This window comes from Ligilactobacillus sp. JN-6 (Y).1, from assembly GCF_058111525.1.
In genome coordinates this window covers 217,331-238,151 of sequence record NZ_CM176599.1, presented here as the reverse complement: position 1 = coordinate 238,151, position 20,821 = coordinate 217,331, and the positions used below count along the sequence as shown (strand labels likewise).

The window sequence follows — 20,821 nt, the reverse complement described above, 5'->3', positions numbered from 1 at the left end:
TTTTATTTTTTAAATCGTCATTTATGGAAAGGGAGCCACTTATTTGGTGGAAAATTTGTCAAATGAAAACAAGTACAGGTCAAGTTCTCTGTCGATTAGGACTACTTGTTAAAGCCGTTAACGCTTATGAGAAAAAACAGGTAGAAAAGTCAATGGCGAAGAGTTTTATGCTTTGGCAGAGCAAAAAAGTGAATTTGCAAAGCATGAAATCGCAAAAGTGTGCAAGTAAATGGCCGAAACAATTTATAACATTCAGTTTTTGCTAGAATTAGAAGCTTTTATTCTGGGTGGCGGAATTCCAATGCGAAAAGAATTGAGTTTGCGTAGCTTGGTATATTTACGGCAGGATTTTGAAAATGGAGACGTATCAAAAATTATGCCCAGTATTTTTAATTGTCAGTTTTATAACGATACGGATCTTTTAGTGGCTGCGTTTAACTTTGCCAATATTTTTAAAGAATAGCATACTATGATTAATTTATGGTCGTTTAAGCATAACTTTGAAAGTTGTGTTTAGGCGATTTTTTGGTTCTTTACTTTTGTAAAGAAACTCAGAGTTTGTCAAATAATACAAAAATATTTGATATATTATCTAAAGTTACAACTAACAAAAACAATCCTGCTATAGGACCAAAAACGTAGCTGATCGTTTTTTGAATAAAATGTTAAAGGTGGCCAAGTCGGCTTTTTGCGGATCATAGCTCAATAGCATATAATATGTGAAAGAGTTAGAAACGAAAGTTATTAGCATGGTAGTTCAATTCTTTTCGGGCATTTGTATCAATATAAGGTTATTGGAAACATAAATGGCGGCTAAAATGATATGGGTGTGAATTAGTCTGAACAACGTTTCGAAATTGGATTTGAGTCATGATTTATAGCGACAAACATTGCGGTTTGGGCAGCAGAGCTGTAATTCAGGGCGATTAATGGCTCAAACAGTGTTTCAGAACCATTGGTCAAGGTAAATGACGGCTCAGAATGGTGAAACGAGCCACAACTCGAGGCGATTAATGGCTCAAATAGTGTTTCAGAGCCGTTGATCAGTGCAAACAATGGCTCAGAATGGTGAAGCGAGCCACAACTTGAGGTGATTAATGGCTCAAATAGTGTTTCAGAGCCGTTGATCAGTGCAAACAATGGCTCAAAATGGTGAAGCGAGCCACAACTTGGAGCAAAAAATGGCTCAAAAGTTGTTTTAGAGCCATTAACCAGTGCAAACAATGGCTCAGAATGTCAAAGTGAGCCACAACTTGGGGCGATTAATGGCTCAATTGGTGTTTCAGAGCCGTTGATCAGCCCGACTAACGGTGCACATGGGTATACTGGCTGCAATATTCGCAGTGTTTTTTTACAATATTTAAGAACAATACGGCAAATTCAGATACTGTTTGGTATATGTAATTCGTTGCACTATAATTATATTAAATTAAGGAAAGAAGGAATCTTTATGAGTACACCCCATATTGTGTTGACAAGGATCGACAATCGTTTGGTGCACGGACAAGTTGGTGTTGTGTGGACGAGTTCGGTGGGAGCCAATTTGTTATTGGTCGTTAATGATCAGACGGCTGAAGATGAGTTGCAGCAAGAATTGATGGAGGCTACCGCGGAGTCTTCTGGCGTTGGGATCAGATTTTGGACTGTGCAAAAAACGATCGACAACATTCACAAGGCTGCTGATCGGCAAAAAATATTTATTGTTGTGCGAACACCGCAAGATGCTTTGAAATTAGTGGAAGGAGGAGTGCCGCTTCAGCAAGTTAATGTTGGAAACATGCACTTTACTAAGGGTAAAGAACGACTTACAAAAAAGGTCTATGTCGACGAAGAGGACAAAAAATCTCTGACGGCGTTGACGGACCATGGTGTTGAGGTATTTATTCAAGACGTTCCGGAAGATAAAAAACAAAACATTAAGGGGATGTTTTAAATGACAGTTACCCTCTCGCAAGGTATTATCATTTCTATTTTCGCGTTGCTAGCCGGGATCGATTTTTGGCTAGAAGGTCTTTATATTTTTCGTCCGATGATCGTGTGTACCGTTACTGGGATCATTTTGGGCGACACGACTACTGGGATCATTGCTGGTGGTCTGACTGAATTAGCTTTCGCTGGACTTACTCCTGTTGGTGGGACGCAGCCGCCGAATCCAATCATGGCAGGGATCATGACTGTTGTTTTAGCACATACTACTAGTCATAGTCCCGCTGCGGCCATTGGTTTGTCGCTCCCGTTTAGCATTTTGATGCAGTATATTATTCTCTTTTACTATTCTGCCTTTTCCGTTTTGACCAAAAAGCTTGATACGTATGCCGAAGAAGCAAATATCAAGAAATTTGGCAGGTTAGCTATGGTACCGACACTGATCGTGGCTGTGACTTATGCAATTTTTACGTTTCTCTGCGTTTACGGTGCCCAAGGTCCAATGCGTGCTTTAGTTAATTCGATGCCGGATTGGCTCAGTCATGGCTTTGAGATCGCTGGTGGAATTTTGCCAGCCGTTGGGTTTGGTTTGTTGCTAAAAAGCATGCTTAAAGCCCGCTATGTGCCTTATCTGTTGATTGGTTTCACGATCGCGTGCTTTGTTAAATTTGGTAATTTAATGCCCGTTGCTGTGATCGGTATTGCCTTAGCCTTGATCGAGTATTATCGCGCCAAAAAGGATCAAGAACGTGACCGGCAATTTAAAGAGCTCAAAGAAAATTCGCTGAATGGAGGCGACGACGATGGCATCTGACAAACAAGTAAGAAATAAGTTAAATAAGAAGGATATTGCAAATGTCGGCTTAAGGATCCCATTGATGCAGACGGTGATGAACTATGAGCGAATGCAGGCTGATGGGTGGACGCTTGCGATGGCACCAGCTTTGAAGAAAATATATGGTGACGATGAAGAGGGCTTAGCCAACGCTTTGACAGCTAATCTCCAATTCATGAATACCAATAATTACGCGGCACCTGTGCTGATGGGCTTACTGTTATCGCTGGAAGAAAACGGCGAAGAGCGTTCAACGATCGATGGTTTGCGGATCGCCTTGTTTGGCCCGTTGGCTGGGATCGGTGACGCGATCACTTGGTTTACTATTTTGCCGATCGTTGCTGGGGTCACTGCTTCATTTGCTAAAGAGGGCAGCTTTTTAGGGCCGCTCGTATTCTTCTTAGTATTTTTGGCACTGTTTTTTGCTCGTATCCCGCTGGCTCAACTCGGGTATTCGGCTGGTACAAAAGCCATTTCGAAGATCAGAGAAAATTCCAGTATTGTTTCCCATGCGGCTAGTGTTTTAGGTTGTACTGTGATCGGTGGTTTGATCGCAACTTATGTTCAGATCAAAGTTGTAAGCAAGATCTCCGTTACGGCATCACACAGTATCTCCATTCAAAAGGACTTTTTCGATAATATTTTTCCGAATATCTTACCGCTAGGATATACGTTCTTATTGTACTGGTTATTAAAGAAGAAAAATGCTAATCCGGTCGTTTTGATCATTTTAACTTTCGTATTAGCAATCGTGCTTTCCTGGTTAGGAGTCTTATAATGCAAATAATAGTAACTGGACATGGAAACTTTGCCTCTGGTTTTGCCTCTACAGTTAAAATGTTAGCCGGCCAGATAACTGGTGTTTCATACCTTGATTTTACGGATGAAATGACTGAGGAACAACTTGGAACAAAGTTTGAAAGTAAGTTAAAACAAGACCAGCACACTGTGTTTTTCTGTGATTTAATGGGTGGTACTCCTTACAAACAGGCAGTCTTGTTGACTAAAAAATACTCAGATGTCGCTGTGATCGCAGGCGGAAACATCGGAGCGTTAATGGAAGTCGGACTACAGGGTAATTTTAAAGAAAAGGCCGACGCTCACCAAGTTGCTCAGCAGCTGTTGACGGCAACACAAAACGCTACTAATGAGTTTAAGGGCAAAAAGAAACGTCCGCTTTCTGAGCCGGACAGCGATGGTATTTGATTTGAGAATATATAAATAAACCAGGAACAGCCGTTAAAGACTGGCCCTGGTTTATTTGTGTACAACTTGTAAGTTAATTCTTATTTTTCGTGGATCTTAACGTCGTCATGTAAGTGTTTGTTTGGATGAACAATGATCTTATCACCTTTTTTCAAACCATCACTGACAATGAAGCTTTTGCCTAGCTTTCTTCCTTTAACTTCGACTGTATGTGCCGTTTTATCGCCTTGTACTAAATAAACTTGGTTATTTTTCACGCTTGACAGTGGGATTTGTGATCCTGGTTGGGGGACCTTAAAGTGGACTACTTGCCCTTTTAAAAAGCTTTTGTCAACTGGTGCTGAAAATTTGTAAGCTGGTTTGTCTGTGCCGGCTTGCTTCAGTGGCAGTTTTGAGACAAATGAGATCTTGCTTTCTGGTGTTGTGTCGACTACGGAATTCTTGAGTTTGATCTTCTTGCCAGCCTCGACTTGTGAATAGTCATCTTGAGCTACTCTGGCTTCTAAAACTTTGTCAGCGGCATAAACCCGCAGTTCTCGTGTCCCGTTTTTTAACTCTTTTAACTGAAAGATCCCGTCAAACGGCGCGGTTTCTTGTGACTCTACTTGACTCGAAAGCTCGTCTGCTTTAGCTTGTTGTTCACTTAGTTCTGCTTGTAAGGAGGAGAGTTTTTCTTGGGCAGCTTCTTGTTTGCTTTGAGCAAGGGTATCTTGTAATGCCTGTATTTGTTGCTGGGCAGCCTCGTTATCAGTCGCCTCACTTTCAGATTGTGTTGGATCACCGGAGACAGGTGAAACACTAGAGGACGTAAAGCTTGATCCCGTTTCGTACTCGTTGCTGCTTTGTGAAGTAGCATTAGTTTGTTGTGTTTGGATCTGGTTTTGCAGATCAGCGATCTTAGCCTGGACCTGTTTTAATTCAGTTTGTTTTTCTGGGAAATTAAGTGTACCTAGTTGTTGGCCTTTTTTGACCGCTTGTTCTGGTTGTAAGGTGGTAGTTAACTGGGCGTCTTTAGGTACGCGTGCTACATAAGTAGAATTGTTTTTGACTGTGCCTTTTCCCTGGTAGGGGGCTGTTTTTTTTACGGTATAGATCTCATATGTAGTTTCTTTGGTTTGTTTTTGTTTAATGCTTAGCGCGTAACTGATAACGATCACGATGATAACTGCCAAAAAACCGATTGCTAGGTATCTTTCGTTTTTCTTGAAGAACTCTTTGAATTTTTCCACAATTCTGACCCCATTCACTAATTATCACAAAATATTTTAGCTAGAAATTTTTGTAAGCAATTTCACATTAACAAGCTTAATTATAGTCAATACGGGGCCCTATTTCAATAGGATCCAGTGATCATATTTTTATATAACGGTCTTAAATTAAACAAAGGCACAGAAAATGATCTCTATAACATGTCTTGACATATGAAATTGGTAGGTATAAGCTACAATGTGTAAGCGCTTACGAATTTTATGAAGGAAAATACAAATATTATGTCTGCTTGTAGTTTTTAAAAGTTCTTCATTATGAATATGGGGAAGTGAGTTTGTTTTGATACTTAAAGGAAATAAAAGATGTTTTATTTTGTGCCTGGTGGCTGTCTTGACTCTTTTTTTGCTGCCGGTACAGATCCACGCTGCCACAAACGATGGACCGATAGCGCACACTAATTATGGTGATGTTCAGGGACTTACAAAAAATAACACCGACCAATGGAAGGGTGTCCCTTATGGCGGACAAGTTTCTGGTGATAAAAGGTGGAAAAAGCCGACAGCACCGGCTTCTTGGCAGGGGGTCAAGCAGGCAACTGTTTCACGCAAAGCTATTCAAAATAACAGCGGTACCGTGAATGGGAGCGAAGATGATGCTTTGACGCTTGACATTTGGCGTCCACAAAATCGCAGCAAAAATTTACCTGTCATGGTTTACATTCACGGTGGTAATAATCAAACAGGAAGTGCGGCAGATATTAGTGGTGCATCTTTCGCTGCCGCTCACAATATGATTTTTGTTTCGATCAATCATCGGCTAGGAGCACTCGGCTATAATCCCTTACCGGCGCTAAAAGACGGTGATCCAGAAGACGATTCCGGCAATTATGGTTTGCTGGACATCCACCAAGCCTTATCTTGGGTCCAACAAAACATCGGTAACTTTGGTGGTAATGGCCGTAACATTACTTTGTCTGGCTTTTCTTCAGGTGGTCGTGATGTGATGGCAGCCTTGATCTCGCCGCTCTTTAAAGGACAATTTCAACATGCTGTAGTTTTTTCCGGCGGCATGACGACATCTAAAGTTGCTCCAAGTCAAAAACGCTTTGCACAGATCTTTGCACCTTTAGTGGTTGAAGACGGTGTTAAATCCGACAAGCAAAGTGCAGAAAAATGGTTACTGGCTAAAGATCCAGCCGTGAAGAAATACTTCTATGCCCTGAGTGCTGACCGTATTGAAAAAGCGATCGGCGACGCACAGATCCGCATGGATGGTTTTCCTCATCTCTATCGTGATGGCTATGTCTTACCCAAGAACGGCTATAATACGTATCGCTATAATAATGTTCCAGTCGTTCTGTTCACCGGTACACATGAGTTTTCATCATTTGGTAGTTGGGATCCGCATTTTTCGAACAGCTTTGCTGATGGTTCTATTTATACTGATCTCAAGAAAAGACGGCAGTTTAACTTTATTAAAAAATATGGCGGGCCGCTCTATAGCAGTTTTAATGTTGAAGATTCTGCAAATAAAATGTTGTTACATGGTTATCACGCTCCGATTTATGGGATGCGGATGAGTTTTGGGGATGATCCCACAGTTGTTGGAAAAGAGATGGGCTTTTTAGGAGCTTATCACGGGGTATTTACAGGATTGTTGGATCGTTATCAAGATCCATATAACGGAGCGTACAAGACAGCTGGTGCTACCCAATTAGCCAGTGTCTTCCAACTTTATTTGGCTAATTTCATGCATGGTAAGCCCTTGAACAGACCTTACCAGCAACCTATGTGGCAGCCATATAATCTTTCCCGGCAAACTTTACACCTAACTGCCGACCAGCAAAAAGTATCGTCTTGGATGGCAGGTAAGCATTATTCCTACCAAACTGTTCTGCGTAAGATCCGTAAAGATCGGTCTATATCACAACAAGAAAAGAATTACTTAATCAAGAATGTTATGAATGATCGGTGGTTTAGTCAGCCTTTGGATCATGAGTATCATAATGAAACTTGGTTTGAAAAAGAAAATAGTGGGTGGTGATCAGCTGAGCAAAAGAAGTTTAACGGTTTTACAAGGTAGAGGTTACTTTTTAACCATTTCGTTCAGTGCAGCATCTTTACTGAAAGTGTGTTGTGCAATTTAAGGAGGAAAATGCTCATGCATACCAAAACAAAAGTCAGACTTTTGACTACTCTGACATTCGGGGCCGTACTAGCTATGGGTACGACCGCTAATGCCGCTTCACCTGGCAGACCTGATAAGTTGTTACATGTTGATCCAACGACCGCTACCACGTTTGAAGCAGAAAGCGCGATCGACCAGACGAACGTTACGATCGAAAATAAGTCCGCTGCGAGTGCTGGTAAAAATGTTGGCGGTATTTATAATTCGTCCGAAGTGGGTTATCCAATGAAGTTTGCCAAAGACGGTAAGTATAAAGTCACTCTCAGGTGGGCCGTTGGTAAGAGTGGGACAACTAAAGATATCGCTAATGTTACTGTTGATGGGACTAAGGTCGACTCACTGACCGGTAATTATACCGGTGGTTGGGGAGATCAGGCTGATCAATGGAAAGAAGTTACTACTGAAGTCAACGTGACAAAAGGAGTCCATAGTATCGGGATCCAGGCCACCACGTCTGGTTTTAATTTAGACAAGGTCAGTGTGCAAAGGACAGGCGATTATACTCCTGTCACAAATACTAAAAAAGCACGTGGTCCGATCGTCCGTTTCCGTGGAGTACGTAATACGATGACTTCGACTGAATTATCACAGAGCCAAATTTGGTATAACCAGGATACCCCATTGAAAAACAGGATCACTCCCAAGGCATCGCTTAATTTAACTAGGACCGACAGGACTGATGTTCCAACGATCTATATCGATCCTTCAAAAAAGAGGCAAACATTCTTGGGGATGGGCACTTCGATGGAAGGTTCAACGATCGCTAACCTGTCTAAAATGAGTACATTTGAAAGACGGCGGATCTTACGTAATTTAGTTGACCCGGTCCATGGTGCCGGGATGACGATGTTTAGGATCTGTATCGGGACTTCTGATTTTACCGGTGACGATTTCTACACTTATTACGATCATAAGCCTGCAGGTTACAGAAATCAGGAAGGTTATGACACCGAGACACCAGCAAAAGACATTCATCCGGACTGGTATAACAGGACAGGAAATGGTTTCTCCATTAAAAAAGACGAGCAAAATGGCACGATCGATGTTATTCAGGAGTTAATGCAAGAAGCTCGCAAAGCCGGTGTTAAAAAGCAGGTCAAGTTGTTTGCTTCTTCATGGAGTGCTCCGGGGTGGATGAAAGCACCGACAAAGAATACTGGCAGCGACAGTTACAAACCGAACGACCTTCTGATCAAAGGTGGGAAATTGCGGGATGACATGGTCGATAACCTTGCTCGCTACGAAGTTCGTTTCCTTGAAGAATACGCCAAAAAAGGGATCAAGATCTATGGTTTAACTATGCAAAATGAGCCGCAAAATGAAACCGTTTATCCAAGTATGTTAGTTAACGCTGAACAAAGCGGTAAAGTAGCAGTTAAGATCCGGCAATATGCAGCACAAAGCCACATTTTGCGTCGGATGGGCATCAGTCGCCCTAAGATCTGGGCTTTTGATCATAACTTCAGCAAGGGTGAGGCATATATGGATGAGATGTTTGCCAAAGTCCCTGAAGCCAAACGTGCGATCAGTGGGACCGCCTTCCACGATTATGACGGCGAGCCTTCAGTGATGAATACTGTGAAGCAGAAGTTTCAAAATCAGATCCCAGGTTTTTCGGTCAATTTGACCGAACGTTCTGTGTGGGGCACTAAGGGTGCAGACCGGATCTTACAGTACTTCAGAAATGGCGCCGAAAGTTATAATTCATGGGTAACGATGCTTGATAGTAATACTAGTCCAACTAAATTCCCTTGGAAGGTCGATCCAACGTTATTGATCAAAGATCCTGCTAGTCGCAACTACTGGATCACTCCAGAATATTACATGATGGGGCAGTTCGGCAGGTATATCCGTCCGGGAATGAAACTGGTAAGTTCAACATATGGTTCAAAAGATTCGATCACAAACGTCGTATTCTATGATCAATTCAGGCGTAACTATGTCATGGTAGCCGTGAACCAAACGCTCGAACAACAGCAGTTCAAAGCACAGTATCATGGCAAACAATTTCTAGCTACGATCCCTGCCAAAAACGTGGCAACATATCGTTGGCATGAATAATAAGTTAAGTTTAACAAGTCTCCGAGCTTATTTTTCTTGAGATACGGAAGTTAATAAGAAATGCTGCTCATTTTGTTACGAGCAGCAATGGAATTTTGTATCCCGCCGGTATTTAACAAAGGAGTGGAACAATTCATGAAGAAAGTACAAATCGTTAAGGCAGCGATGGCTTTAAGTCTTACTTTCGCTTTAGGAGCAGGTGTTAAGAATGTACAAGCTAACGAAACTGCAACTAAATCGCAGGCTCCAAGTGTGCAAAACGTTAAGTTGAATCAAAAAGGCCCACGAGTTGTTTTGACATGGAAAGCCAATTTTAGGCCCGGCCAATATTACCAAGTTTATCGTTCTAGTGGTGACTATTCCTCAGATAAACGTTTGATCGGAACAACGACACATGGGATGTTCATCGATCGTCATCCAGGCAGGAATGTTTATCAAACGGGCTATACGATCAAAGCAGTTAATAAACGAACAGGTAAAAGCAGCGAGGTCCAGACTTCATTTAACAAACAGATCTTCGGTAATAATATGAAGGTCTTTAATCCAAATGACGATAATCAAAAAATCAATGCCACCATCAAGGAGGCGTTTGGCAAACAAAAGAGTCCTGATACCTCGCAGTTTAATAATTCACGTTATGGCTTTTATTTTATGCCAGGCAAGTATGACCAAGCAGATCCTAATCACGCTTACGAAATGGGTTATTATACAACGATCAATGGTTTAGGCCGGACTCCAACGCAAACAGACCTCCCTAATATTTTGGTCGAGAATTACATGAAAGATGAAAATAATAACGCAACTCAAAACTTTTGGACTGGGATCGAAAATGTTCACTTGACAAATAACAAACCGCAATCGGGCGTGCAAGGTCAATTTAATTATGCAACCTCACAGGCGACACCGATCCGCCGGATGGAAGTGGACAGAACAACACAACTCGATTGGAAATCAGGTTGGGCTAGTGGCGGTTATATCGCTGATTCAAATTTCAAGCAAAAAATCGGTTCGATGTCTCAACAACAGTATTACGTACGTAATACCAACCTGAATAACAAGTGGTATAACGGTGATGGCAGCTATAACTTTACGATGCAGGGAGATTTGAATGCGCCGACTACTAAGTGGTCTAAGACAGGTTCTGTTTCAAATGTGCCGACAACTCCTGTGATCAAAGAAAAGCCATTTTTGTACATGGGACAAAATAATCGCTATCAAGTCTTTGTGCCCGCGCAAAGAAGAAAGGCCAAAGGAACTTCATGGACTGAACATTCGATGGGACCGGGCCGTTCCATGGATCTGTTGAGTCGGTTCTATATTGCTCGCTCTGAGCGTGATAATGCTGACAGTATCAATGCAGCGATCAGGCGCAGTAAGAACGTTCTCTTTACACCAGGTGTTTATCATTTGAACAAACCACTGCGGGTCGATCGACCGAATACGATCATCTTGGGTACTGGTATGGCAACCTTACAAAGCGACAATCGACACGGTGCGATCAAGGTCGGCAACGTTGCTGGTGTCACCTTAGCAGGATTGATCGTTGACCAAGGCAGCCAGTCAGATAACTTAGTTCAAATTGGCGATAAGTACGGCCGTCACTTTAGTTCTCGAGCAAACCAGACTTTACTGTCTGACATTTTTGTTAGGGTCGGTGGACCAAATACCACACAGGTCCCGAAAGTCAACAAGGCTGTGGAAATTAATAGTGATAATGTGATCGGTGATGATATGTGGATCTGGCGTGGTGATCACGGCTCACACATTGGCTGGACGAAAAATGAGATGAAAAATGGTTTGGTCGTCAACGGTAGCAATGTCACGATGTACGGACTCTTTTCAGAGCACGGCCAAAAAGAGCAAGTATTGTGGAACGGTGAAAATGGGCGCACATATTTCTACCAAAGTGAGACACCATACGATGTTCAAAAACAATCTGACTGGATGAGTCATGGCGGAAAGGTTAATGGCTATGCTTCCTATAAAGTTGCTGATCATGTTAAACGGCATGAATTTACCGGCTCAGGAGTTTATGGCGTGTTCACGATGACTAACGGTGCTAAGATCCAGGAAGAAAATTCGATCGAGGTACCTGATGCACCGGGCGTGATCGTTAACCATGCAGCAACGAAGACATTTGCTGGCGATGGCAGTATCGACAATGTTATCAATGGTCATGGCGGCAGCACGACTGACGGACAAAAACACTTTATTACCAAATATCAAAACGGTAAAGTAGAATAATTATAAAACACAAGTTGTTTGATTTAAATAAGTGGGAATTAACTGCAAGCTGTCTATTTCTAATATTAGAAAAGGCAGCTTTTTTCTTTTGTGGAAAGCGCTTTACAAGCAAATTTTATTTCTTTATACTTGGATCAAGCCTTTGCAAATGATAATTGTCTGAAGACAAATTTGGTGGATCGTTTTGAAGCTAGGTAAAATACAAAGGAGGACTTTACGATGGGTAAGATCAAAGAATACTTAATTGCATCTGCGCTTGTTTTAATTGCAACATGTGGCGGCGTTTTTTTAACTTCCAATAAAAGTGCACATGCTGCTGGCACATACGGTGGGAAAGATTTTTTGGAATATCAATATCAAAATAAGAATGAAGTTATTAAGTCTGATAACCCTAGTTTAACTGTTGGTACATATAATATAGCGAGCGGATTACATGATCATCAAATCAAACCGAAAAAAGTTGGTAAAGCAGTTAAAACATTGAATGCTGATTTTATTGGGTTACAAGAGGTGGATAAGGGAACGAAGAGAAATCATAATTACAATGTTACTAAGATGCTTTCAAAGTATTCAGGAATGAAACATTATTATTATCATCCGACTATTAAGACAAGTGGCGGGACATATGGAACTGCGATCTTGTCTAAATATCCGATCCAAAAAGTTGGCGCCTACAAATTGTATTCGGGTAAAGAGGAACAAAGACAGATGATAATAGCTAAAGTAAAGGTTCCTAATTTCAAACGCCCTGTTTATTTTGTCAATGTCCATACTGCCTACCAGGTCGACGGAAAGATCCGCTCCAAGCAAATGGATCAATTAAATGAACTGCTTAACGATGATTTGGCAGATAAAGTCAAAAATAAATTTCCGAATATTGTGGGGGCTACGATCATTGCGATGGGCGATTTCAACGCTTCATCTAAAGATCCGACTATGCAAAAATTAACCAACATGTGGACTGAACAAAGAGATCCTAAGCGTACTGATTATAGAAGTTGGCCGGCAATGAACCCAACAGTGGATTATGATCATATTTTGACTTCTTCATCACAGAAATGGCGCGTAAATAATTCTTGCCTACCATCAAGCGCGAAAGAACAAGAAAAGATCAACTGGCCTTTGTTAAGTGATCATTTGCCATTTGTTGAAAAAATGACTTTGACGGAGTACTAAGAAAAATTCGAAAATTAAACTTCATAACTATTGGCCTTTCTGCATTGAAGTATGCAGGGGGGGGCTTTTTGTGGCCGTGAGCCAGAAGGTAATGTAGTATTTTATTAGCGACAAGAAGGTGCATAGTTCTTCAAATATATTTTACGCCATTATTTCGTGTTATAGTAATCAGTGACAATAAATTTGAATGCTAAAGGAGAAAAAAACGTGAAACTAATTTCGTGGAATATTGATTCTTTAAATGCAGCTTTGACTAGTGATTCGAACCGGGCACTTTTATCAAGAGATGTTTTGCAAACTATCGCCGACTATGATGCCGATGTGATCGCCATTCAGGAAACAAAGCTTTCTGCCAAGGGACCGACTAAAAAACATCTGGAAATTTTAAATGACTTTTTTCCTAAACATTCCATTGCTTGGCGTAGTTCGGAGGAACCTGCACGTAAATCTTATGCAGGCACGATGTTTATTTATAAAAAGTCCCTAGAACCAACTGTCACGTACCCCGAGATCGGTGCACCGGCAACGATGGATCAAGAAGGGCGGGTCACCACGCTTGAATTGGACAATTGCTTTGTCACTCAGGTCTATACTCCTAATTCAGGGAATAAGTTGGACCGTTTGGATGATCGCCAAGTCTGGGATCAAAAATATGCCGAGTACTTGCTGGCATTAGATCAACAAAAGCCGGTCATTACCTCGGGCGATTTTAACTGCGCTCATCAAGAGATCGACCTCGCACATCCGGATCGCAACCATCATTCTGCGGGTTTTACTGACGAAGAGCGAGCTGACTTTACCCAACTTTTGTCGCACGGATTTGCTGACACTTTCCGTGTGATGCATGGCAATGTTGAAGGTGCCTATTCATGGTGGGCTCAACGTGTTAAGACCAGTAAGACAAATAATTCAGGCTGGAGGATCGATTACTATTTAGTGAGCGAGCGGATCAAAGACAAGGTAGTCAAGTCTGAAATGATAGACTCGGGTACCAGACAAGACCATACACCGATCTACTTAGAGATCGACCTTTAAGCAATATTTGTGAAGTGGTATGTTCTAGGAGGAAAAATGGAATGAAAAAAGCTGATCTGACAGGCTATTTAAATGAGATCGCTAAGTTACCTGTCAAAAAAGAGGGACGTTATTCCAGGCAGGAGTTATTAACGAAGCAATTTTTACTTGATCAAAATGAACGTCTGCAGATCTACTTCGCACCGCATAATTTATATGTTCAACGTCAGGCACGGATAATGATCGTGGGTATTTGTCCGGGGTGGACGCAAACAGAGTTAGCCTTTCATACTTATCGCGATAATCTAAATTTGGACATGAAACAGCGCTTGCTTAGGTGCAAACGCGCAAGCCGTTTTGCTGGTGGGATGCGCAGAAATTTGGTCGAGATGCTTGATCAGCTAGGTGTTCATGAGTGTTTAGGGTTGGCATCGAGTGCTGAGCTGTTTGCCGACCAAGATTTCTTGTTGCATACAACTTCATTGATCAAATTCCCTATTTTCAAAGCAGGTAAGAATTATTCGGGATCTGGACCGAAAATATTAAAAGATCAGTTGTTAACGGATTATGTGCGAACTTATTTTTTGGAAGAGGTGCGTGAATTTGATCATCCACTTTTAATGATCCCACTAGGCAAGGCTGTCGAAGAAGTCTTGCTGAAACTACGAGAACATGGGGAACTGGATCGATGTCAAATTGCAACGGGATTTCCGCATCCGTCAGGAGTTAATGGACACCGGAAAGAACAATTTGCGACTAATTTTGGTTCGCTAAAAAAGGAAATACATGATTTTTGCTATAATAGACAGATAACTGGAAATTAATTGAGTTGGAGGAATAGTAATGAGCACAGATAATGTCAAACAATTAGAACTTACAGCCAATCAGGGAAATTTTGAATTACCTCACGAACCTGAAAATTGGATTTTAAAGGCAGATAAGGGATATTCTCCGGTTCAAATGGTTGCGGCTGCCACTGCATGTTGTGGTGGCTATGTTTACCAGGATATCCTTGAGCATTCTCGAGTGCCCTTTAAGATGCAAAAAGCACAAGTGGTTTATACAAGAGATGAAGTTAACAATCAAGCCCGTCCAATCAACAAGATCGAGATCACATTTTACTTACAGGTAGACGAAGAATTTCAAAAGAAAGCAAAAAGCTGTTTGCGCTTGATCAATCGCCACTGTCCGGTAATGCAAACTTTAGCTCCTAAAGTTGAAGTGACAGAAAGTGCGGTTTTTGTAGATTAGAACGTTTGTAAAAATAGCAATGTAGAAAAGGACTGGTACAAAACTAGCCTCGATAAAAAATGGACTGCAGAAATCAAAAATCAATTTCTGCAGTCCGTTTTTTTCGTCACTTATGTAGCACAGAGTCCCTAACTCTTTTTACTAAATTTTCTTACCGGCTGTTTAGTCGATTTTTGTTGGAAGCAGGCAAGAAACGTGTGGCCGGACCGCTGAACAGGCCAACGATCACAGCACCTGTTAAGATTGTAAATATAAGTGAGGATATCCAGCCCATGTCAGACTCCATTGAAGTACCACCTTATGTTTTTGTTTGGAAAATCGGAGTGAAAACGATACAACGAATTTGGATAAACTAATTCAAATATTAGTTTATGTGGAAAATAAATTGTGTTTTGTTTGGCAGAGCGATGTTCATAGTCGAGCTTCACGAGACAAGAGATCCAGCTTATCGGACTTAGACGTCTCATTGCGCTCTGTTTGTTTTTGGAGGTTAATATTATGACTGTAAAAACTGTTAGATTAGTCAACGAGCAATGGCAAGGAGGTATGAACGAAAATTATAGTTTCGGTGCGCGACTTTTGTCACACATCGTACCGCCAAGTTATTCCGCTGAAACAGAAACGATTTTTAGTCCTGTCAGTTCCGAAGTAAAAGGCGACGGGCAAGTCGATGCCGGTGAGACTCTAAAAGAGCAAATTCAAGCTACTTATGATATTTTGGCAGCTAAGGATCCACTAAAAGTCTTAACTTTGGGTGGTGATTGCAGCGTGTCCGAGGCACCTTTTGATTATTTGCATGGCAAATATCCTTCTAAACTGGGCTTGATCTGGTTGGATGCACATCCGGATGTTGCTACTGAAAGTACTTCACAACACCTTCATGAAATGGCTTTGTCTAACTTGATCGGCCATGGAGCCCCAGAATTTAATGAATTGATCAAGAACCCTTATCAGGCTGAGGATATTTTGTTGGCAGGATTGCGTCATGACCAGTTGAGGACGATGGACGCGGCTGTCACTGAATTGGGTCTAAGCTATGTTACTCCTGATAGATTACACCAGGAAAGCTCGCCAGTGACAAATTGGATCAAACAACAGGGCTTTACTAAAGTCGTGATCCATTTTGACCTCGATGTCCTAGAACCAAGTGATTTTCATGCGATCTTACCCGCAGAGCCGGGGCTTGACCGACGCAACTTCGATGCTGCGATCGGAACGTTGAAATTAGATGAAGTTTTCCGTCTATTAGGTGATGTATCAAAGACAGCAGATATTGTTGGATTAACTCTAGCCGAACATATGCCATGGGATGCTTTACGCTTACGTCACGGCTTGGCAGATTTGGCGATTTTTAAGTGATCTTAGATCAATAGGACATGGCTTGAAATAAGTTATCAGTGAAGTTCTGCCGCCAAACTGGTGAATAAGGAGGTGGACATTTTGAAAATTAGGGACTTCGGAGTTGAGATGTGGCTGAATGAACAGGAGAAAAAGGCCAGGTATGATATCTCACAAAGTACGATCTCCTCAATGAACCTGAATGAATTATTTGAACTGTGTGGCGATGATCTTAGCGATTTTTTGGCACGAATCAGTAATTTGAACTTGGATTATGGTTGGATCGAGGGCTCGCCTCAATTTAAAGATGCAGTGGCCAAGCTCTATCAAAATGTTTCGCCTCAACAAGTATTGCAAACTAACGGTGCATCAGGCGCCAATCATTTGGCGTTTTATTCCCTGGTCGAACCAGGTGATCATATTATCAGTGAGTACCCTTCATACCAACAGATTTACGATATTCCTGTATCATTGGGCGCTCGAGTTGATTATTGGCATTTGGATCCAGATGGCGGTTGGTCTTTGGATCTGCATGAGTTGGAACATTTGGTCGAACCGCAGACCAAAATGATCTGCCTTAATAATGCCAACAATCCAACGGGTACGTTGCTGTCACACGATTTTTTTCAAAAAGTAGTTGAAATTGCCGATAAGATCGGGGCATATGTCTTAGTTGATGAGGTTTACCATCCTTTGGCTAAAGACGATGACTATGTTTCAATCGTTGATTTGTATGACAAAGGGATTGCCGTTGATTCGCTTTCCAAAAATTGGTCCTTTCCTGGCTTACGTGTTGGCTGGATCATAGCAAACGAAGCTACCAGTGATATTTTTCGCAAATACCGTGACTATACTATGATCAGCGCAGGTGTCCTGAATGATACTTTGGCAACGCGTGGTGCTAGTTCGTAACATTCAACTATTTAGTACAAAATTTTACAAAAAAAGCCCAACAAGGTTAGACTCTTAAGTGACTTAAACAAAGGAGACCTGATCTTGTTGGACCACTTAAAGTTTAAACAAAAACGACATAATTTACAAGTCAATTTAGCTCAACTTAAAGTTCTTTGTGCTGAGCTTTATCAAAAATACTGCCCGCGCTATATTTCGCAACGCCGTAACACCACTAAGTCTCGTGTTTCTGATGTGCAGATCTTAGCCTTACTGTGTTTACAGGTCATTACACAGATGCACTCCCAGCGTAAATTCTTTGCCTGGGCACAGACCTTCATCCCACATCAATTGAACATTGAGCGCTCCCGTTTTAACCGACGAGCACAACGTCTTCTCCCAGTGGTCATGGCCATGCGGCAGGGGTTGACTCGCGACTATGCGCAAACAGGACAGTTTGCGATCATTGATAGTTTGCCTAACCCTTTATGCCAAAAAGTTAGAAATAAGCGGGCCAAGGTTTTCCGCGGCATAGCTGACCTAGGCTACAATGCGACCAAAGACATGTATTTTTACGGGTTTAAGACTCATTTTGAGACCTCGCTCAGCGGTTATATCTTAAATTACACTGTCACCGAGGCCTCTAAACATGACACCCAAGCGGCGTCAACTTTGATCGCAGGCTGTCCGTGTCCCTTTGTTTTAGCGGATGTCGGTTATGTGGGACAGCCCTTACAAGAAGATTTTGGCGAGCTAGGTTATGAGCTCTGGACACCTTACCGTTCAAACATGAAAGGAGCCAAACAGCACAATGTTCCGGCTTTGAAAGATCTCCGGCGCACGATCGAATCCCGTTTCTCGATCCTAGTTGAAGATTATGGAATCGAAAAAAATCTCACGCGGTCAGTGGTAGGCTTTTGGTTAAAAATTGAATTGACCGTCTTTATTTATAATTTAGGCTTTTTTGATTTTACAGAAAATAGAATTATTACGAACTAGCACCACGCGTTTTGGCAGTTTATGTTTTACAACACACCGCTCAAATATTTGCGCGTAACCGGCAAATAGTCATAGAAAATTTGCAGATCCTCAAGGATTGGATCGCCCAGGAACCTCGTGCAGATTTAGTTTTGCCTAAGTATGTGTCGGTTTCATGTGTACAGCTTGATTTGCCTGTGGCAACGGAACCATTTTGTCGCCAGCTGTTAGATAAGACAGGAGTTTTGCTGGTACCAGGGGAAAGATTTGACCTCCCAGGTTATGTCAGATTAGGTTATTGTGCCAAACAAGGGACCTTAAAGATCGGCTTAAAAAAACTGTCTCAATTTTTACGGCGGTATGATCATTGTGGTAGTTAGAATGACTTTTTAGTGTACACAAAGTCTTTAAGGTTTGTTATTGTAAGGACAAAGGGATCGAAGGGAGTTAGGAATATTGAAAGAGCCGAGCCAACAAACTTTACAACGGCTTTTAGCCGAGGCAGAGGATAAATGTGCCAAATTTTTAAAATCACCACTGGGCGTACCGTTTGAAAAGACAGCTGATCCACATGATGTTAATTTTGTGATCGTCACTTTTACTGGTACTGCTTATATGGGCGATGGACGAACACCAAAACGTTGGACAGCAGAAACAGCTGAGCATGTTATCGAAACATATTTTCCACAATTTATGGAATTCGATGTTAATTTGATCGGACAAGTAGTGCCGATCTTAGTGAACTATTTTGCCTTTTTGGAACACGACTTACATTATATAAAAAATAGTGCCGCTTTGATCAAAGCAGCATATTTTGCAAATTGTGGTTTAGTTGCTGCATACGCTGCTGGGCCTACTGAAATGAGTGATGAAGGACTGGACTCTCTCACTAACGGAGAACTCGGTGACGAATTTTTGCAAAATATTTCACCTGAAGAGTTGGAGAATATGAAGCAAGCTTATACTGTTTTGTTACAAGAACAACAACAGGGGACCTTGGATGACGAAGGAGAAAAGATGCTGCAGATCATTGACAGTGTCCTTTCGCGCGAGGATGTCAACTCTAACACTGGCAATCCTAAGCCCACAGCGCATCCGCAGATGAAATTGCGTAAGAAACCTAAGAAAGATAAATAATAGTCTTCGAATAAAAGGAGAGCTGCTGAAAAAAGTAGTTCTCCTTTATTTTTTGATCGATAGGAAGTACTTGCAGCGCCTACGACTAGAGACTGGCCGCAAGTTTGTCAAAAGAGTGTCCGGTCAAAGCCCGACCGGCCCCAAGTCTGCAAAAGAAGAGTCCAATCAAAGCCCGACTGGCCTCAAGTTCGTGAAATGAGAGTTTGATCAGGAAAACTTCAAAATGTCCTGGAAGTGAGACGCGTTTCTGTCGCGAAATGTAACTTGCAGTTATACATTTGCCAAAGATTGGATCACTCTTATTCTCCCGAGCAAAACTATTTACTAAAAGCGCTACCGCCAAAGAGATAAGTTTGTTATGATGGAAGTGTACAAATAATGCGAGGGGAGCCATGATGGCTGAGACAAATTGATTTTGGACCCTTTGAACCTGTAAGTTAGTACTTACGTAGGGACGTGTCATCGGTAAATAAGTTTAATTGACTATTTCGCTGGACGTCTTTTAGGGGCGTCCTTTTTTGTCGCAAAAGCCTTTCAAATTCTCTACTCAACATATGGGAGGAAAACTAGATGAAATTATCTTTATTAGACACGTTAAGACAGGAAAATCCCGTCGTACTCAACATTTCAAATTTTGTCACGGTTCAAGATGTGGCTAACGGGATCAATGCGATCGGGGCGTCGCCGATCATGTCCGAGGAGATCGTTGAGACTAAAGAAATGGTAGGTATCAGTAATGCCGTTGCTTTGAATCTTGGAGCTTTTAGTGAGCAACAGGTCAAACATATTCGCAAAATGGGCTTAGAAGCTAATGCTGATAGTAAACCTGTCGTGCTAGATCCTGTTGCTGTCGGAGCTATTAGTTACCGCCTGCAAGTAGCACATGAATTGCTGCAGGAGATAGAAGTAAGTGTGATCCGTGGCAATGCTGGCGAGATCGCTGCATTAGCCGGAATTGATTGGGTGTCAAAAGGGATCGATGCTGGCGATGGTGCTGCGGATACGGTTGAGATCGCGCGGACAGCTGCGCAAAAGTTGAATTGTGTGATCTTACTTAGCGGTGAAACAGATGTGATCACCGATGGCAAGCGTGTGACTAAGGTCCATAACGGAACACCGCTTTTTGCCGCACATGTTGGCTCCGGTGATATGCTTTCCAGTATTACAGCAGCTTTTGCGGCTATTAGTGATGGTGATTACTATGAGGCTGCTCGTGTCGCTGCTTTGAGTTTTGCTTGCATCGGTGAACTGGCAGTTGGAGATGCGATCCAAATTGGACCGGGGACCTTTGCTACCAAATTACTAGATCAGCTCCAGCTGGCTACACGGGAACAAATCGAACAGTTGGCCAATTATGAAGAGATGTGA

The 20,821-nt window shown here is 41.9% G+C and carries 19 protein-coding genes, 1 pseudogene and 1 riboswitch; of the genes and pseudogenes, 18 read left to right on the top strand and 2 right to left on the bottom strand.

Features of this window, described 5'->3' with window-relative positions; translation table 11 throughout:
* Positions 1 to 229: 229 nt before the first annotated feature.
* Positions 230 to 463 carry a hypothetical protein gene (locus AC3XNE_RS01220; RefSeq protein ID WP_489832437.1) on the top strand — a complete coding sequence of 78 codons (234 nt, stop codon included), beginning with the start codon at positions 230 to 232 and terminating at the stop codon, positions 461 to 463.
* Between the two features lie 371 nt (positions 464 to 834).
* On the opposite strand, the gene AC3XNE_RS01215 is transcribed toward AC3XNE_RS01220, so the two are convergent.
* On the bottom strand, positions 835 to 1,224 hold the full coding sequence (locus AC3XNE_RS01215; RefSeq protein WP_489832435.1) for a hypothetical protein: 390 nt from the start codon (positions 1,222 to 1,224) through the stop codon (positions 835 to 837).
* Positions 1,225 to 1,450: 226 nt separating this feature from the next.
* On the opposite strand from AC3XNE_RS01215, the gene agaB reads away from it, so the two are divergent.
* From agaB to AC3XNE_RS01195, 4 genes are read left to right on the top strand one after another with little or no spacing between them, the layout of a single operon-like run.
* Positions 1,451 to 1,933, top strand: a complete 483-nt coding sequence (gene agaB, locus AC3XNE_RS01210; RefSeq protein WP_489832433.1) for a PTS galactosamine transporter subunit IIB — start codon at positions 1,451 to 1,453, stop codon at positions 1,931 to 1,933.
* Positions 1,934 to 2,740 carry a PTS galactosamine transporter subunit IIC gene (agaC, locus tag AC3XNE_RS01205; protein ID WP_489832432.1) on the top strand — a complete coding sequence of 269 codons (807 nt, stop codon included), beginning with the start codon at positions 1,934 to 1,936 and terminating at the stop codon, positions 2,738 to 2,740.
* Entirely contained in the window at positions 2,730 to 3,539 is an 810-nt protein-coding gene (gene agaD / locus AC3XNE_RS01200; RefSeq protein ID WP_489832431.1) for a PTS galactosamine transporter subunit IID, read from the top strand. Before agaC ends, agaD begins: the two co-directional genes overlap by 11 nt.
* The gene (locus AC3XNE_RS01195) at positions 3,539 to 3,967 is read left to right on the top strand and encodes a PTS sugar transporter subunit IIA (protein ID WP_489832430.1); all 429 of its coding nucleotides are present in this window, start codon (positions 3,539 to 3,541) and stop codon (positions 3,965 to 3,967) included. Before agaD ends, AC3XNE_RS01195 begins: the two co-directional genes overlap by 1 nt.
* An 80-nt stretch (positions 3,968 to 4,047) precedes the next feature.
* Here the strand turns inward: AC3XNE_RS01195 and AC3XNE_RS01190 are convergent, their stop codons facing one another.
* On the bottom strand, positions 4,048 to 5,196 hold the full coding sequence (locus AC3XNE_RS01190; protein ID WP_489832429.1) for an efflux RND transporter periplasmic adaptor subunit: 1,149 nt from the start codon (positions 5,194 to 5,196) through the stop codon (positions 4,048 to 4,050).
* A 370-nt stretch (positions 5,197 to 5,566) separates the two neighbouring features.
* Here AC3XNE_RS01190 and AC3XNE_RS01185 point away from each other — a divergent pair, with 370 nt between their 5' ends.
* From AC3XNE_RS01185 to thiM, 13 genes and pseudogenes are all read left to right on the top strand, one after another.
* Positions 5,567 to 7,219: a carboxylesterase family protein gene (locus AC3XNE_RS01185; protein ID WP_489832428.1), complete on the top strand. Its 1,653-nt coding sequence runs from the start codon at positions 5,567 to 5,569 to the stop codon at positions 7,217 to 7,219.
* Between the two features lie 117 nt (positions 7,220 to 7,336).
* On the top strand, positions 7,337 to 9,424 hold the full coding sequence (locus tag AC3XNE_RS01180; RefSeq protein WP_489832427.1) for a carbohydrate-binding protein: 2,088 nt from the start codon (positions 7,337 to 7,339) through the stop codon (positions 9,422 to 9,424).
* A gap of 135 nt (positions 9,425 to 9,559) precedes the next feature.
* Entirely contained in the window at positions 9,560 to 11,668 is a 2,109-nt protein-coding gene (locus tag AC3XNE_RS01175) for a hypothetical protein (protein WP_489832426.1), read from the top strand.
* Positions 11,669 to 11,887: 219 nt separating this feature from the next.
* Complete coding sequence (locus AC3XNE_RS01170; protein ID WP_489832425.1) at positions 11,888 to 12,844, top strand: endonuclease/exonuclease/phosphatase family protein; 957 nt, start codon at positions 11,888 to 11,890, stop codon at positions 12,842 to 12,844.
* A 207-nt stretch (positions 12,845 to 13,051) separates the two neighbouring features.
* Positions 13,052 to 13,879, top strand: coding sequence for an exodeoxyribonuclease III (locus AC3XNE_RS01165; protein ID WP_489832424.1), 828 nt, complete (start codon positions 13,052 to 13,054; stop codon positions 13,877 to 13,879).
* A 41-nt stretch (positions 13,880 to 13,920) separates the two neighbouring features.
* A complete protein-coding gene (locus AC3XNE_RS01160; RefSeq protein ID WP_489832423.1) occupies positions 13,921 to 14,682 on the top strand; it encodes a hypothetical protein in 762 nt (253 codons plus the stop codon).
* Between the two features lie 19 nt (positions 14,683 to 14,701).
* On the top strand, positions 14,702 to 15,109 hold the full coding sequence (locus AC3XNE_RS01155) for an OsmC family protein (protein WP_489832422.1): 408 nt from the start codon (positions 14,702 to 14,704) through the stop codon (positions 15,107 to 15,109).
* A gap of 498 nt (positions 15,110 to 15,607) precedes the next feature.
* A complete protein-coding gene (locus AC3XNE_RS01150) occupies positions 15,608 to 16,468 on the top strand; it encodes an arginase family protein (RefSeq protein WP_489832420.1) in 861 nt (286 codons plus the stop codon).
* Between the two features lie 81 nt (positions 16,469 to 16,549).
* A pseudogene (locus AC3XNE_RS01145) lies at positions 16,550 to 17,338 on the top strand (aminotransferase class I/II-fold pyridoxal phosphate-dependent enzyme); the annotation flags it as partial.
* Positions 17,339 to 17,443: 105 nt separating this feature from the next.
* A complete protein-coding gene (locus tag AC3XNE_RS01140; protein ID WP_489831357.1) occupies positions 17,444 to 18,337 on the top strand; it encodes an IS982 family transposase in 894 nt (297 codons plus the stop codon).
* 11 nt (positions 18,338 to 18,348) lie between these two features.
* The gene (locus AC3XNE_RS01135; protein ID WP_489832419.1) at positions 18,349 to 18,696 is read left to right on the top strand and encodes an aminotransferase class I/II-fold pyridoxal phosphate-dependent enzyme; all 348 of its coding nucleotides are present in this window, start codon (positions 18,349 to 18,351) and stop codon (positions 18,694 to 18,696) included.
* Between the two features lie 76 nt (positions 18,697 to 18,772).
* Positions 18,773 to 19,453, top strand: a complete 681-nt coding sequence (locus tag AC3XNE_RS01130) for a hypothetical protein (protein ID WP_489832418.1) — start codon at positions 18,773 to 18,775, stop codon at positions 19,451 to 19,453.
* A 373-nt stretch (positions 19,454 to 19,826) separates the two neighbouring features.
* Positions 19,827 to 19,925, top strand: a riboswitch (TPP riboswitch).
* Between the two features lie 98 nt (positions 19,926 to 20,023).
* Positions 20,024 to 20,821 carry a hydroxyethylthiazole kinase gene (gene thiM, locus AC3XNE_RS01125; RefSeq protein ID WP_489832417.1) on the top strand — a complete coding sequence of 266 codons (798 nt, stop codon included), beginning with the start codon at positions 20,024 to 20,026 and terminating at the stop codon, positions 20,819 to 20,821.